Raw genomic sequence first — 14,479 nt, 5'->3', positions numbered from 1 at the left:
ATCAGCGAATAATTCCGCGTTCGGTATTGTTCAGAGCATCCAGCAACAGGCCAACTGACGGCCAGTCTTTCGCCATCTCTTCCAGTACCGGCTTCACCTCGGTCTGCGTTTTACCCGAGCGGTAAATCTCTTTATAGGCACGACGCAGCGCATGGATTTCAGGCTTTTCAAAGCCATTACGCTGCAAACCTACAATGTTCAGTCCGAACGGTGTGGCATGGTTACCCTGGGCCAGGACATAAGGCGGCACGTCCTGCACCACGGCAGAACAGCCACCGACATAGCTGTACGCGCCCACATTACAGAATGGATGAATGGCTGACAGCGCCATCACGCCGGCGTAATCGCCAACCACCACATGGCCACCCAGAATTGAGTTGTTACCAATATGGGTGTGATTACCAATCACGACATCGTGAGCAACGTGAGCATTGACACACAGCAGGTTGTCATCACCAATAATAGTGACGCCTTTATCCTGTACCGTGCCGCGATGGATCTGTACGCTTTCGCGGATCACATTGCGATCGCCAATTTCCAGGCGCGTCGGTTCACCGTTGTATTTCTTGTCCTGGCACTCTTCACCGACAATCGCATAAGGAAAAATGCGATTATCCTTGCCAATCGTGGTCGGGCCTTTGATCACAACGTGCGACATGATCTCATTGCCGTCGCCAATTTCGACATCTTTGCCAATGTAGGTAAAAGGGCCAACGGTCACATTGGCTCCGATTATCACACCGTCTTCAATCACCGCCGATGGGTGAATTTGTGCTGTTTCGTGAATCATGAAAACTCTCGTCTCGCGCATTTCAACTCAGCAGAACACACAACATCGCCGTCCACTTTCGCAATGCCATTAAACATGGCAATACCGCGGCGCTCTTTCAGGAATTCCACTTCAATCACCAGCTGGTCACCAGGGCCAACGGGTTTACGGAATTTCGCATTATCAATGCTGGCAAAGTAATACAGTTCATTTTCTGCCGGGGCACCAAAGGTTTTAAACGCCAGCAAGCCAGTGGCCTGTGCCATGGCTTCAAGAATCAGTACACCAGGAAAAACAGGCATTTTCGGGAAGTGGCCGGTAAATTGCGGCTCATTGACGGAAACGTTTTTAATCGCTGTCAGTGTTTTGCCTTCTTCGTAGTTAACAACACGATCAACCATCAGAAAAGGATAACGGTGCGGAAGAAGAGCTTGGATCTCGGTGATATTCAGCGTTTTGTTTTCGCTAGTCAAAACTGCATTCCTGTCTAAAAAGTTAATAAAGCGCCGGACAAAAACGTAAGCGGCCTACGCGTTAGCTGACGCAGGCCCGAAGCGGCAAAATGAGAACGAAAAACTACTGATTCTCTTTTTCGAGTTTTTTCTCTACAGATTTCAATCGCTTATTCATTTCTTCAATTTTCAGAACACGTGCCGCCGTTTTACGCCATTCCCGGTTAGTCTGTAGTGGGATACCGGATGAATACACGCCAGGCTCGGTAATTGGTCGCATGACCATTGCCATACCTGTCACAGTCACGCCATCGGTAATTTCCATATGGCCATTGAACACACTGGCTCCGCCAATAAAACAATGTTTACCGACTTTCAGACTGCCTGCCATAACCGTGGCGCCTGCAATGGCAGTATTTTCACCAATGGAAACGTTATGGGCAATCTGGCACTGGTTATCAATGATAACACCATCAGCGATCAGGGTATCCTCAAGCGCACCACGATCAATAGTGGTACAAGCTCCGATCTCTACTCTGTTGCCAATACGCACTGTGCCCAGCTGAGGAATTTTTTGCCACTGGCCTTTATCGTTCGCATAACCAAAACCATCAGAGCCAATCACAGTCCCCGACTGAACCAGGCAGTCGTCACCCAGCACAACATTGTGATAAATACTGACATTGGCCCACAGCTTAGTGCGACTGCCAAGGCGCGCATCTTTACCGACAAAGCAGCCGGGACCAACCTGAACATGGTCGCCCAGTACCACACCAGATTCGATCACGGCATTATGACCAACAGCGACCCCCTCACCCAACACGGCATCAGGAGCGATATACGCTGATGGCGCTATATCGACCGCACTGGCTGGTGTGGAATCGAGCAATTGAGCCACTTTGGCATAAGACAGATAGGGATCTTTAACGATCAGTGCATTACCGTCGAAATATTCAGCATCAGCCGGGGTCAGCATCACCGCTGTCGCCTTGCACGCTTGCAGGTGCTGACGGTATTTACTGCTGGAAAGGAAAGTGATCTGGCCGGAGCCTGCCTGGCCCAACCCTGCAATTGCTGTGACTTCGGCCGCTGCGTCACCACGCAGCTCCGCACCTAATTTTTCTGCTAATGCAGCAAGCGTCAATGCAGCCATTATTTACCTTAATATTTCGTTTTGTACGTACTGCGCCTTATTATCTGCGGAGTAAGAGACAATGCAAAGGGATAACGCAGAAACGCCCACAATTTGAACAATGTTCACATAATAATGTCATTATGGACACTAACAGCGAATACACCAGACGGGCCGTTATTCCCTTTCCGGTGTACTCACTCGCTGGCACTCAGTGAAACAAAAGCAGCTTATTTCACTGCTGACATTACTTTCGCAGACAGATCATCTTTAGGGTTGGCAAACAGGATTGCCTGCCCATCAACGACCATATCGTAGCCTTCACGTTTAGCCACATCCTGAATGGCGGTACGCAGTTTCATGGCCAGCTTTTGCTGCTCTTCCGACGCACGACGCGACTGATCTTCCTGCAGGGCACGCGCTTTTTGCTTGAACTGACCATCCAGTGTCTGCAATTCATTTTGCAACTTAGACTTGTCGCTGGCACTCATCAGCTGACCATCACGCTTGAGCTTTTCCAGCTTGGATTTGATATTGGTTTCCAGCGACCGTAATTCTGTTACCCGTCCCTGGAACTCGTTACGCAGCTTGTCCTGTAAATTGTATCGCTGCGCCAGTTGCGCCATGGCTTGAGCCGTAGCAACGTAACCTACCTTCTCGGCCGCTGCCGCTGCCTGGGTGTACATAGATGATGAAAGAACGACCAGGCTAAGACCGGCTGCTTTAATCCACTGTTTCAAAGGCTCTCTCCTTAAAGGGTTAGAATGTGCGTCCGATGGTAAAGGTGAAGAATTCTTCGTCATCACCATCGTATTTCTTAAGTGGCCTCGCTACCGAAAAGACCAGAGGTCCCATCGGAGACATCCACTGCAGAGCCGCACCATATGAAGCACGGATCAGGAAAGGATCTGAATAGTCATACAGAAAATCGCCGTCCTGTCCGCTCAAATCGTATTCTGTGTCCCACACGTTACCGGCATCAATAAACAGGCTGGTACGGATCTGGTTCCTGGCTTCTTCAGAAGCAAACGGCGTCGGGACAATCAGCTCCACACTGGCCAGTGCGACAGCATTACCGCCCGCCGCATCATCAGAACCAGTCGCACAGCTGTTATTGCCACCTATGCTACCACCGCTGTCACAGCCACCAACGTAGACAGCTTTCGGACCCACAGTGTTGGAACGGAACCCCCGCAGGGTAGAGAAGCCACCCGCATAGAAGTTTTCATAAAACGGCAACAGCTGATCGCTGCCATTATCCGTTGTGCCGTAACCATTACCATAGCCCAGCCGGCCGCGAAGCAACAGAGTAAAGTCCTGTTCCTGAGTTAACGGGAAGTACTGGCGGACATCATACTGCGCTTTAAAATACTGGGCATCTGAGCCCGGTACTGTCATGCGGAAGGTAGCACGCTGATGGTTACCTGCTGTCGGGAAGAACCCCCGGTTCAGGTTATTGCGGGTCCAGGAAACCGACCAGTCAAAATCATCCAGCTCAATGGAGGTATTTGCCTGATCAAAGTCATGAATCTGTTTGAATTTTTCGATCTGATAATACTCTTCCGTATTCGAGATCTTGTTATGGTCATAACCCAGGCCAAATTCAAAGAAATTCAGTTCATCGTACGGGAAACCCCAGGTCAGACTGGCGCCGTAACTCTGGTTGGTATAGTCAGAAATATTGGCGTCAGAGGCTTCAAACTCGTTGTAGTACACTTTGCCGCCCAGGCTGATACCATCCAGCGTGAAATACGGGTCGCGGTACTCAACGCTCACGTTTTTCTGGTAATCGTTCATCATGGCACTGATGCCGAAACGGTTACCGGTTCCCAGGAAGTTATCCTGCTGGATACCGGCCTGGAAAGAAACCCCGGATTCGGTACCATAACCGACACCGAAGTTGATATTACCAGCGTTGGCTTCTTTCACCTTGTACTGAACATCGACCTGATCTTCGGTGCCCGGCACACGCACTGTCTGTACATCAACCGATTCAAAGAATCCGGTGCGGTTCAGACGCTCTTTACCCAGTTCAATCGATTTCGAGTTAAGCCAGCTGCCTTCCATCTGGCGCATTTCGCGGCGCAGCACTTCGTCCTGGGTTGAGGTATTGCCAGAGAAAGCAATATTGCGCACATAGATACGTTTGCCTGGCTCAACGTTCACCAGCAGGGACACCTGCTGATTGGTATCGTCAAACTCTGGAATGGTATTCACCTGCGGGTAGGCATAACCTAACTCGCCAAGCCGGCGTTTTATCGATTCTTCCAACCCAGTGACTTTCGCGCCGTTATAGATATCACCCTCTTTAAAGGTGACCAGTCCGGCCAGTTCGCCCTGTGCACCAACCAGGTTACCGCGGAATTTAACGCCCTTGACAGTATACTGCTGGCCTTCATTGATATTCAGGGTGATGTATACCCCTTTCTTATCCGGGGAGATAGACACATGGGTCGATTCAAGCTTGTATTTCAGGTAACCGTTGTTGAGGTACTGCGAACGCAGGGTTTCCAGATCACCAGCCAGCACCTGTTTCTGATACTTTTCATCGGCCAGGAAGTTCCACCAGGGCACGTCGGCCTGCAGATTGAATTTGTCGCGCAGATCTTCATCGGTAAACACCCTGTTACCAATGAAATTAATTTGCTGAATTTTCGCCGATACGCCTTCGGTAAAGACAAATTTCAGGTCAGCGCGATTTCGGGGCAAAGGGGTCACAACGGCCTTAACACTGGCGTTGTACTTACCCACGCTGTAGTAGAAATCTTCCAGGCCCTTTTCAATCTTGCTCAGAGTCGTGCGATCCAGTGCTTCACCCACGCTGATTTTAGACGCATTGAGGTTTTCCTGGAGCTGCTCGTCTTTGATTGCCTTGTTGCCAGAAAACGTAATGCTGGCAATGGTCGGGCGTTCAATGACTTTCACCACCAGAGCATTACCGTCACGAAAAACCTGAATATCTTCAAAATTACCTGAAGCAAACAAGGCCTGAATCATATCCGCGACGTCACGTTCATCGACCGAATCACCAATTCTGACAGGCGTTTTCAGCAAAGCAGCCCCCAAGGCTACACGCTGTAATCCCTCAAAGCGGATATCATCCACCACAAATTGTTCCGCATGTACCACACTGCTGCCAAGCAAGAGGGATGCGACTAACAGTTTCTTCATCGCCATTACTGTTCTGATTATTCCTTGCTAAAAACGCACTTATTAAAGGCGGGTAAAATCATTTATGAGCGCTACAGCCATCAAAACGACTAAAATCACAGATCCAAGACGGTAGCCAAGATCCTGTATACGCTCTGAAACCGGACGTCGTGTCACAGCTTCAATTGCAAAAAAGAGTAAATGCCCACCATCCAGCACAGGCAGCGGCAACAGGTTCACTATACCCAGGTTAACGCTAATTAAAGCCAGAAAACCCAAAAAGTACACTATGCCATAATCAGCCGTTGTTCCCGCACCTTTGGCGATAGAAATCGGGCCGCTTAAATTCTTCAGTGCCACATCCCCGGTCACCAGCTTGGTTACCATGTCAAAGGTCAGTGTCACCAGTTGCCAGGTTTTCCCGGTCGCTTCGCCAATGGCCTCAATCGGTCCATACTGACGAACAAAACGCTGATCCGCTGGCCACTCTGACATCACAGGTGCGAAGCCAGCATATCCAACCCACTCGCCGCTCGGCAACTCTTTGCTGATAGGCGTCAAGGAGGCTTCTACCAGCTCGTCACCACGGCGCAGCTGAACAGTCAGCGCTTGATCCGGGCTGGAGCGAACCGCATCAACCACCTGCTGCCATTGTGTAATCGGCTGCTTGTCGATAGCGACAATCGTATCCCCTATTTCGAAGCCGGCTTTTTTGGCCGCTCCGTTATCCACCAGCTGACCAATTTCCAGCGTGATCGGCGGTGAAAACGGGGTGAGACCCAGAGTCGTCAGTATACGCTCACTTTCCGGGTCAAAAGACCAGTTACGCAAATCCAGATTGAATGTCTTTTCGTAAGACTCTTCCGACGGCACGGCTGTCAGCGTCATCTCATCATCACCAATATGGCTTATCATGGCCATATTGACGGATTCCCAATCCGGAGTTTGGATGCCGGAAACTGACTTAAGTTCCATGCCGCTTTCAATACCGGCCTGAGCGGCGATTGATTGCGGTGCCACCTCTCCGATCACCGGCTTAACCGCAGGGACACCAATCAGGTACACCACCCAATAGGCGAAGATAGCAAAGACAAAGTTAGCAACAGGGCCTGCCGCCACAATGGCACTTCTTTGCCACAACGACTTGTTATTGAAAGCCTGATGGCGACGTTCAGCCGGCACAGTGTCAACCCGCTCATCCAGCATTTTGACATAGCCGCCGAGTGGGATCATTGCCAGTATGTATTCGGTTCCTTGCTTATCGACCCGGCGCCAGAGGGGTTTACCAAAACCAATGGAAAAACGCTCGACATACACGCCGCAACGGCGTGCAACCCAGAAGTGTCCGAATTCATGCACCGCAATTAAAATACCCAGCGCAACGAGAAAGGCACCCAAATTCCACAAAATTCCCATCATTTAGCTACCTTCTGAATCACTTGCTGCGCCAGCTGTCGTGCTTCTGCATCCAACGCCATCACACACTCCAGACTCCGCGGCTCTGCCAGATTAATCCGTTCCAGCACTTGCTGGTTTACTCGCGCGATATCGGTAAAACGTATTCCGCCGGCCAGAAACTCCGCCACCGCCACCTCATTGGCCGCATTGAGCGACGTGGTTGCTGCCTGTCCACTGTAGCACGCATCTATCGCGAGCTGCAGGCACGGATAACGCGACATATCCGGCGCCATAAATGTCAGTTCGCCCGCCCGGGTAAAATCAAGCGGTTTCACGCCGGCATCCACTCTTTCAGGATAGGCCATGGCAAAAGCAATTGGCGTCTGCATATCCGGCAACCCCATCTGCGCAATCACAGAACCGTCTTTGTACTGTACCATAGAGTGGATAACCGACTGGGGATGAATCAGCACCTCCAGTTGCTCTCTGGCCGCATTAAACAGCCAGCGGGCTTCTATGTACTCCAGCCCTTTATTCATCATAGTGGCCGAGTCGACAGAAATCTTCGGTCCCATCGACCAGTTTGGATGCGCAATGGCCATTTCCGGTGTCACAGTCTCCAGATCCTGTGGATCGGTATAGCGAAACGGGCCACCAGAGCCGGTCAGCAAAATCTTACTGATCCCGGCCGCAGACAGATCGCAGCGCCCGGTCTGCTTTTGAACACCTAGAGGTAGACACTGATAAATAGCATTATGTTCACTGTCCACCGGTAATAATTCTGCGTCATACTTCGCAACGGCATCTATAAACATCTGGCCAGACATCACCAGAGCTTCTTTGTTGGCCAGCAACACACGCTTGCCGGCTTTAACCGCAGACATAGTCGGCATCAATCCGGCCGCTCCCACGATGGCGGCCATCACAGTATCCACTTCATCCAGTGCGGCAATTTCGCACATGCCAGCTTCACCTGTCAGCACCTGAGTGGCCAGACCGTGAGCTTGCAACTGCTCAGACAATTCACGTGCGGCCTGCTCACAGGCCATAGCAGCAAACTTGGGCTTCCACTGGCAGCACAGTGCAAACATTTTACGACTGTCTGTCCCGGCCGCCAGCGCGACTACCTCAAAATGGTCAGGATTGTTTGCCGCTACGGCCAGGGTACTGGTGCCTACCGACCCCGTTGCTCCAAGAATGGTTAACTTACGCATACCTTCACTACTTTACGAATTCAGGCTGTTCACAGCCGTAATCCTACCGTTCATTTCCCATCAGTGTGTAAACAGAGGGTCAACACACGTTCAAGGGTATCAAAATCAAAATGGGGGAAGTGGTTACCCGCTTCCCCCCGAATCAGGTCTCAGATCAGCCAGAGATAGAGCAATGCAAAAACGGGCAATGCCGCCGTCAGGCTGTCTATTCGGTCTAGGATACCACCGTGGCCGGGTAAGATCTGTCCGCTGTCTTTAATTCCGGAAACACGTTTGAGCATACTTTCTGCCAGATCACCAAATACAGAGGCAATCACAGTCAGCACCACTGTCACTAACAGTGCACCACTGTTATTAAAGGTAATGCCAAACAGCTCTGCGGTTGCCCATGCGACGACCACGGCCAGCACCACACCACCGGCAAGCCCTTCAAGGGTTTTATTCGGACTGACTCTGGGAGCCATTTTATGACGGCCAAAACGCTTACCCGCGAAATAAGCACCGCTGTCAGCCGCCCAGACCAGTAAACACACCAGCATCACCAGTTTGGCGCCCAGGTAGGGAGCTTCGGCATAGTTAACGGCACGCAGCATGACGACACCCCAGAAAAAGGGAATCAGGGTCAGTAAACCAAAGAGGTAGCGAAGCGTGGTTGAACGAACCCAGAAGCCAGATTGGTTCGGATAAGTCACGACCAGCAAACAGGCAAACAACCACCAGGCGCCACCGGCGGCTAACATAATGTGATGGGGAAATTGTAATTTACCCAATTCGATGGCATCAGCAGGGAGGGCCAGAAACGACGCCAGTAAAACTAAGACAGGGGGTACCATTGCCAGCAGGCGTGAGCGGGTATTTACAAACTGGGTCCATTCCCAGAAGCCGGCCAGGGTGATACCTGCGATAACCAACATAAAACCCGGAAAAGGGAGCAGGAAGATGCCGGCTACCACCAATGGCGCCAGAACCAATGCAGTCAAAATTCGTTGCTTAAGCAAGCTTGTTCCTCTCGTTATTATTTATCGTTGTCGCTTCTCAGCAATATCTTGCTTGGCAGCAATCCAACAAGCCACGAGCTTGTTTTCAGAATGGCAGCGGGGTTCCATTTTCCACGCTACCATCTTGGTGTTACTGAGCTTTCAGCAACTTTTTTATTTGTTCACCCGTACAACCGAAACGACGCTCCCGATCCATGAACCAGGCAATGGCATCGGCTAAGGTATTTTCATCAAAATCAGGCCAGAGTTGCGGTGTGAAATACAACTCGGCATAGGCGGTCTGCCACAGCATAAAATTACTGATACGGCATTCACCACTGGTACGAATAAGGAGATCGACATCAGGCAAGCCACTGGTAGATAAGCGGGCAGCCAGCATGTCTTCAGTGATATCATCCGGGGTCAGCCCCTGCTCAGCCACTTCTCGGGCCAGTGCCTGGGTGGCCTGGAGAATGTCCCATTGCCCGCCGTAATTCGCCGCCACATTCAGAACCATGCCGGTGTTGGCAGCGGTTAAGGTTTCAGCTGCCGTGATTTTGTCCTGAAGACGCTGACTGAAGCGGCTGGTGTCGCCAATAATTTTAAGGCGGATGTTATTTTTGTGCAGACGCTTCACTTCCCGGCCAAGAACGGTCAGAAAGAGTTCCATCAATAAAGACACTTCATCTTCCGGGCGGCGCCAGTTTTCACTGCTGAATGCAAACAGAGTCACGACCTGAATACCAAGGCGGCTCGCAGCTGAGACAGTTTTACGTACGGCTTCTACACCGGCTTTATGGCCAAACACCCGCGCTTTACCCTTCGCCTTCGCCCAGCGCCCGTTACCATCCATAATGATAGCCACGTGCTTGGGCAGGTTCTGGGTGTACCATTCAGTGCTGCTTGTATGCTCTGTCATACTTTTCCCTCAACAAAAAAGCGCCGTGCTGCACGCACAGCGCTTTAGAGCTTATCAAGCCAGAGTCAATAATAAGTAAGGAGAACCTTAAACTTCCATCAACTCTTTTTCTTTCGCTTCCAAAATGGTATCGATTTTCTTCACGGCGGCATCAGTCAGCTTCTGAATGTCATCCTGAGCACGACGATCATCATCTTCTGAAATTTCTTTATCTTTCAGCAGCGCCTTCACTTCTGCGTTGGCATCACGACGGATATTACGAATGGCGACACGGCCTTGTTCCGCTTCAGCGCGAACAACCTTCACCAGGTCTTTACGACGCTCTTCCGTCAATGGTGGCAGTGGAACCCGGATAACCGTACCCGCAGAGGATGGGTTCAGGCCCAGATCCGACATCATGATCGCCTTTTCAATTTTAGGCGTCAGTTCCTTGTCGAATACCGTAATGGCCAGGGTACGGGCATCTTCAGCGATGACGTTAGCTACTTGGCGCAGCGGTGTGTTGGATCCGTAGTATTCGACCTGAATACCGTCCAGCAAACTTGGATGTGCACGACCAGTACGCACTTTTGCCAGCTGAGTTTTCAGTGCTTCAACACTTTTATCCATGCGCGTTTGCGCATCAGTTTTAATATCGTTAATCACGTTTGTACCCTTGAATAGTCGGTCTTAGCAGGAAGCTGTTTTCCTACCCTATCAATATGTTACGCCCTTACTCGCTGTGAGCGATCAAGGTACCTTCCGGCTCACCCATCACCACTTTACGCAGTGCGCCAGGTTTATTCATGTTGAACACACGAATCGGCATACCGTGGTCACGAGCCAGTGTGAAGGCGGCGAGATCCATGACTTTCAGCTCTTGTTCCAGAACGTCCTGATAACCTAGCTTATCATAAAGAACCGCTTCTGGGTTTTTAACTGGATCGTCGCTGTAAACACCGTCCACTTTTGTGGCTTTCAGCACAACATCAGCTTCAATTTCAATACCGCGCAGACATGCCGCTGAATCTGTTGTAAAGAAAGGATTACCTGTACCGGCAGAGAAAATCACAACCCGGCCCTGGCGAAGCTGGCTGATAGCTTCTGCCCAGTTATAGCTGTCACAAACACCATTCAGCGGAATGGCTGACATTACTTTCGCGTTCACATAGGCACGGTGCAGCGCGTCACGCATGGCCAGGCCATTCATCACTGTCGCCAGCATACCCATGTGATCGCCCACAACTCGGTTCATACCCGCAGCAGCCAGACCTGCACCACGGAACAGGTTACCACCACCGATAACCAGACCCACTTGTACGCCCAGTTCTACCAGTTCTTTGATTTCCTGAGCCATGCGATCAAGCACATGGGCATCAATACCAAAACCTTCGTCGCCCTGCAGCGCTTCGCCACTCAGTTTCAGCAGGATCCGTTGATAAGTCGGTTTAGGATTCGTGGTCATTTATTGTACCTTCCAGGCTTACTATAGAGATATGGAGTTGTAAAAAGACCGCAGCCTTGGCCACGGTCTTCTATAAGCAATTTGCGAAAGATTAACCTTTCTGCGCCAGAGCCACTTCTTCAGCGAAGCTCAGGCCTTCTGCTTTCTCAATACCTTCACCGACTTCCAGGCGAATAAAGGTAGAAACAGAAGCGCCGTTTTCTTTCAGAACGTCACCGACAGATTTCTTAGGTTCCATGATGAAAGGCTGACCAGTCAGAGAGACTTCGCCAGTGAACTTCTTCATGCGGCCTTCAACCATCTTCTCAGCGATTTCCTGAGGCTTGCCTTCGTTCATGGCGATTTCAACCTGAACTTCACGCTCTTTAGCAACAACTTCAGCTGGTACGTCTTCCGGGTTCACGTACTCTGGGCGTGAAGCTGCAACGTGCATTGCAATGTGCTTCAGGGTTTCGTCTTCGCCGTTACCAGCAACAACAACACCGATACGGTCGCCGTGACGGTAAGAAGCTACTTTCTCGCCTTCGATGTAGGCAACACGACGGATAGAGATGTTCTCACCAATTTTAGCAACCAGTGCGATGCGCTTCTCTTCGAACTGAGCTTGCAGTTCAGCGATGTCAGCTTTGCCAGCCAGTGCAGCATCAGCGACTTCGTTGGCGAAAGTCAGGAAGTTGCTGTCTTTAGCAACGAAGTCAGTCTGGCAGTTCACTTCAACCAGCGCAGCCAGGCTGTCGTTGTTCTTGATGATGATAGAACCTTCAGCAGCGATGTTACCTGCTTTCTTAGCCGCTTTTGCAGCGCCGCTCTTACGCATGTTCTCGATGGCCAGCTCGATATCAGCATTTGCTTCAACCAGTGCTTTTTTACATTCCATCATACCTGCGCCAGTACGCTCACGCAGTTCTTTAACCAGGGCAGCTGTAACTGTTGCCATTGTTATATCCTCAGTTTTCAAATCTTGGTGTAAAAATCAGGGGCCAGTAAACGGCCCCTGTTAACCATACTTAGTTTACACAAGGTAACTTAAGATGCTCAAAGGAGCGACTGATTACTCAGCTTCAACGAAACCGTCTTGCTCAGCCTGAACAGCGATGTCCTGGTTACGAGCTTCAGTAACAGTAGTTGCAACAGCACCTGTGTACAGCTGGATAGCACGGATTGCGTCATCGTTACCTGGGATAACGTAATCTACGCCGTCTGGGTTAGAGTTAGTATCTACGATAGAGAATACTGGGATACCCAGGTTGTTCGCTTCTTTGATAGCAATGTGCTCGTGATCAGCATCGATAACGAACATAGCGTCTGGCAGACCGCCCATGTTCTTGATACCGCCCAGAGATTTCTCCAGTTTTTCCATTTCACGAGTACGCATCAGCGCTTCTTTCTTAGTCAGCTTGTCGAAAGTACCGTCGGTAGACTGAGTCTCCAGATCTTTCAGACGCTTGATTGACTGACGAACAGTTTTCCAGTTAGTCAGCATACCGCCCAACCAACGGTTGTTCACGTAGTACTGATCACAGCTGTTTGCTGCTTCTTTGATAGATTCGCTTGCAGCACGCTTAGTACCAACGAACAGGATTTTACCTTTGCGAGCAGCGATCTTGTTGATTTCTGCCAGCGCTTCGTTGAACATTGGTACCGTTTTTTCAAGGTTGATGATGTGTACACGGTTACGAGCACCGAAGATGAATGGCTTCATCTTAGGGTTCCAGTAACGGGTTTGGTGACCAAAGTGTACACCAGCCTTCAGCATGTCGCGCATTGATACAGTTGCCATTGAATATTCCTCAATTGGGGTTAGGCGTCCACATACCCCATGCTACCGACCCTTGGCCTGATTACGGCCGACTTACTCATAAGCCTTGGGCACCCCGGAGCACGTGTCGATATGTGTGAGTGATTAAATAAAATAATGTTTTCGCAATCTGGCCTGCCGCACTGACTTTCGTCAATGCACAATATGCCAAATTACGGCGCGCTTTATACCATATTCAGACCGCAAAAATCCAGTCAAAATCTTCGGCGCAGACCAAAGTCAGTTTTCATCCTCCGCTCTCGCTGATACCATATAAAGTATAGAGACTGACAGAGCAGAGAAGTTTGCATGAGCATTAAGATCAAGACGGCTGAAGAAATTGAAAAGATGCGCGTGGCCGGCCAGCTGGCGGCCGACGTACTGGAAATGATTGAGCCGTATGTAAAACCTGGCGTATCCACTGAAGAACTGAACCGGATTTGTCACGAGTACATCACCGAAACCCAGGGTGCGATCCCGGCTCCGCTGAACTATCACGGTTTCCCTAAATCCATCTGTACCTCGATCAACCATGTGGTGTGTCACGGTATTCCCAGTGAACAAGACGTCTTGAAAGATGGCGATATCATCAACATTGATATCACGGTAATCAAAGATGGCTACCACGGCGACACCTCTAAAATGTTCGAAGTGGGCGAGGTCTCACTGGAAGACAAGCGCCTGTGCCGGGTCGCGCAGGAAAGCCTTTACCAGGCGATCAAAAAAGTGAAGCCAGGTACCAAGCTGGGCGAAATTGGCACCACAATCCAGAAGTTTGTGAAAAACGGCAACAGCCGTTTCAGCATTGTCCGAGACTACTGTGGCCACGGCATCGGTGATGAATTCCATGAAGAGCCGCAAGTGGTCCATTACAAAAACGCCGACCGCACTGTGCTCAAAGCGGGTATGTGTTTCACCATCGAGCCAATGATCAATGCCGGTAAATTCGGCTGCCTGCTTGATGATGAGGACGGCTGGACGGTATACACAGTCGACGGCAAGAAATCGGCGCAATGGGAACACACACTGCTGGTCACCGATAACGGCTGTGAAATCCTGACCCTGCGTAAAGAAGAAAGCCTGCCACGGGTGATGAAAAACGCCTGAACCGCGGGTCAACAAGGCAGCTACTGACCATTGACTCAAAGCCAGCACATTGCTGGCTTTTTTGTTGCTGTAATTCAGGCTAGAGTAAAGAGACGACAGTTTTCCCGAGCAACCCGCAA

The 14,479-nt window shown here is 50.5% G+C and carries 14 protein-coding genes; 1 reads left to right on the top strand and 13 read right to left on the bottom strand.

The annotated features are described in order from the left end of the window. Position 1 precedes the first annotated feature (1 nt). The 13 genes from lpxA to rpsB form a co-directional block, all read right to left on the bottom strand. A complete protein-coding gene (lpxA, locus tag H511_RS0107090; protein ID WP_027251675.1) occupies positions 2–790 on the bottom strand; it encodes an acyl-ACP--UDP-N-acetylglucosamine O-acyltransferase in 789 nt (262 codons plus the stop codon). After that, positions 787–1,242, bottom strand: coding sequence for a 3-hydroxyacyl-ACP dehydratase FabZ (gene fabZ, locus H511_RS0107085; RefSeq protein WP_027251674.1), 456 nt, complete (start codon positions 1,240–1,242; stop codon positions 787–789). Before fabZ ends, lpxA begins: the two co-directional genes overlap by 4 nt. Positions 1,243–1,345: 103 nt before the next feature. Continuing rightward, complete coding sequence (lpxD, locus tag H511_RS0107080) at positions 1,346–2,374, bottom strand: UDP-3-O-(3-hydroxymyristoyl)glucosamine N-acyltransferase (protein ID WP_027251673.1); 1,029 nt, start codon at positions 2,372–2,374, stop codon at positions 1,346–1,348. 209 nt (positions 2,375–2,583) lie between these two features. Further along, positions 2,584–3,093 carry an OmpH family outer membrane protein gene (locus H511_RS0107075; RefSeq protein ID WP_027251672.1) on the bottom strand — a complete coding sequence of 170 codons (510 nt, stop codon included), beginning with the start codon at positions 3,091–3,093 and terminating at the stop codon, positions 2,584–2,586. 19 nt (positions 3,094–3,112) lie between these two features. Beyond that, on the bottom strand, positions 3,113–5,530 hold the full coding sequence (bamA, locus tag H511_RS0107070) for an outer membrane protein assembly factor BamA (RefSeq protein ID WP_027251671.1): 2,418 nt from the start codon (positions 5,528–5,530) through the stop codon (positions 3,113–3,115). Between the two features lie 36 nt (positions 5,531–5,566). Further along, positions 5,567–6,922, bottom strand: coding sequence for a sigma E protease regulator RseP (gene rseP, locus H511_RS0107065; RefSeq protein ID WP_027251670.1), 1,356 nt, complete (start codon positions 6,920–6,922; stop codon positions 5,567–5,569). Continuing rightward, complete coding sequence (ispC, locus tag H511_RS0107060; RefSeq protein WP_027251669.1) at positions 6,919–8,115, bottom strand: 1-deoxy-D-xylulose-5-phosphate reductoisomerase; 1,197 nt, start codon at positions 8,113–8,115, stop codon at positions 6,919–6,921. The genes rseP and ispC overlap by 4 nt, the downstream gene beginning before the upstream one ends. Positions 8,116–8,264: 149 nt before the next feature. Beyond that, complete coding sequence (locus tag H511_RS0107055) at positions 8,265–9,113, bottom strand: phosphatidate cytidylyltransferase (protein ID WP_027251668.1); 849 nt, start codon at positions 9,111–9,113, stop codon at positions 8,265–8,267. 130 nt (positions 9,114–9,243) lie between these two features. After that, positions 9,244–10,011: an isoprenyl transferase gene (locus H511_RS0107050; RefSeq protein WP_036759066.1), complete on the bottom strand. Its 768-nt coding sequence runs from the start codon at positions 10,009–10,011 to the stop codon at positions 9,244–9,246. A gap of 87 nt (positions 10,012–10,098) precedes the next feature. Continuing rightward, positions 10,099–10,656 carry a ribosome recycling factor gene (frr, locus tag H511_RS0107045; protein WP_027251666.1) on the bottom strand — a complete coding sequence of 186 codons (558 nt, stop codon included), beginning with the start codon at positions 10,654–10,656 and terminating at the stop codon, positions 10,099–10,101. A 67-nt stretch (positions 10,657–10,723) separates the two neighbouring features. After that, on the bottom strand, positions 10,724–11,455 hold the full coding sequence (gene pyrH / locus H511_RS0107040; protein ID WP_027251665.1) for a UMP kinase: 732 nt from the start codon (positions 11,453–11,455) through the stop codon (positions 10,724–10,726). Positions 11,456–11,546: 91 nt separating this feature from the next. Beyond that, entirely contained in the window at positions 11,547–12,392 is an 846-nt protein-coding gene (gene tsf / locus H511_RS0107035) for a translation elongation factor Ts (RefSeq protein WP_027251664.1), read from the bottom strand. Between the two features lie 114 nt (positions 12,393–12,506). Next, a complete protein-coding gene (gene rpsB / locus H511_RS0107030; protein WP_027251663.1) occupies positions 12,507–13,235 on the bottom strand; it encodes a 30S ribosomal protein S2 in 729 nt (242 codons plus the stop codon). A gap of 327 nt (positions 13,236–13,562) precedes the next feature. Here rpsB and map point away from each other — a divergent pair, with 327 nt between their 5' ends. Continuing rightward, entirely contained in the window at positions 13,563–14,360 is a 798-nt protein-coding gene (gene map, locus H511_RS0107025) for a type I methionyl aminopeptidase (RefSeq protein WP_027251662.1), read from the top strand. Positions 14,361–14,479 lie beyond the last annotated feature (119 nt).

It is taken from the genome of Photobacterium halotolerans DSM 18316 (assembly GCF_000425165.1).
Taxonomy (GTDB): domain Bacteria; phylum Pseudomonadota; class Gammaproteobacteria; order Enterobacterales; family Vibrionaceae; genus Photobacterium; species Photobacterium halotolerans.
This window is presented reverse-complemented; position numbering and strand designations above follow the sequence as displayed.

Excerpts from the sequence above, each read along its gene's own strand:
- map (WP_027251662.1), top strand. The coding sequence starts at position 13,563 with ATGAGCATTAAGATCAAGACGGCTGAAGAAATTGAAAAGATGCGCGTG.
- rseP (WP_027251670.1), bottom strand. The coding sequence starts at position 6,922 with ATGATGGGAATTTTGTGGAATTTGGGTGCCTTTCTCGTTGCGCTGGGT.
- bamA (WP_027251671.1), bottom strand. The coding sequence starts at position 5,530 with ATGGCGATGAAGAAACTGTTAGTCGCATCCCTCTTGCTTGGCAGCAGT.
- H511_RS0107050 (WP_036759066.1), bottom strand. The coding sequence starts at position 10,011 with ATGACAGAGCATACAAGCAGCACTGAATGGTACACCCAGAACCTGCCC.
- pyrH (WP_027251665.1), bottom strand. The coding sequence starts at position 11,455 with ATGACCACGAATCCTAAACCGACTTATCAACGGATCCTGCTGAAACTG.
- tsf (WP_027251664.1), bottom strand. The coding sequence starts at position 12,392 with ATGGCAACAGTTACAGCTGCCCTGGTTAAAGAACTGCGTGAGCGTACT.
- lpxD (WP_027251673.1), bottom strand. The coding sequence starts at position 2,374 with ATGGCTGCATTGACGCTTGCTGCATTAGCAGAAAAATTAGGTGCGGAG.
- ispC (WP_027251669.1), bottom strand. The coding sequence starts at position 8,115 with ATGCGTAAGTTAACCATTCTTGGAGCAACGGGGTCGGTAGGCACCAGT.
- lpxA (WP_027251675.1), bottom strand. The coding sequence starts at position 790 with ATGATTCACGAAACAGCACAAATTCACCCATCGGCGGTGATTGAAGAC.
- rpsB (WP_027251663.1), bottom strand. The coding sequence starts at position 13,235 with ATGGCAACTGTATCAATGCGCGACATGCTGAAGGCTGGTGTACACTTT.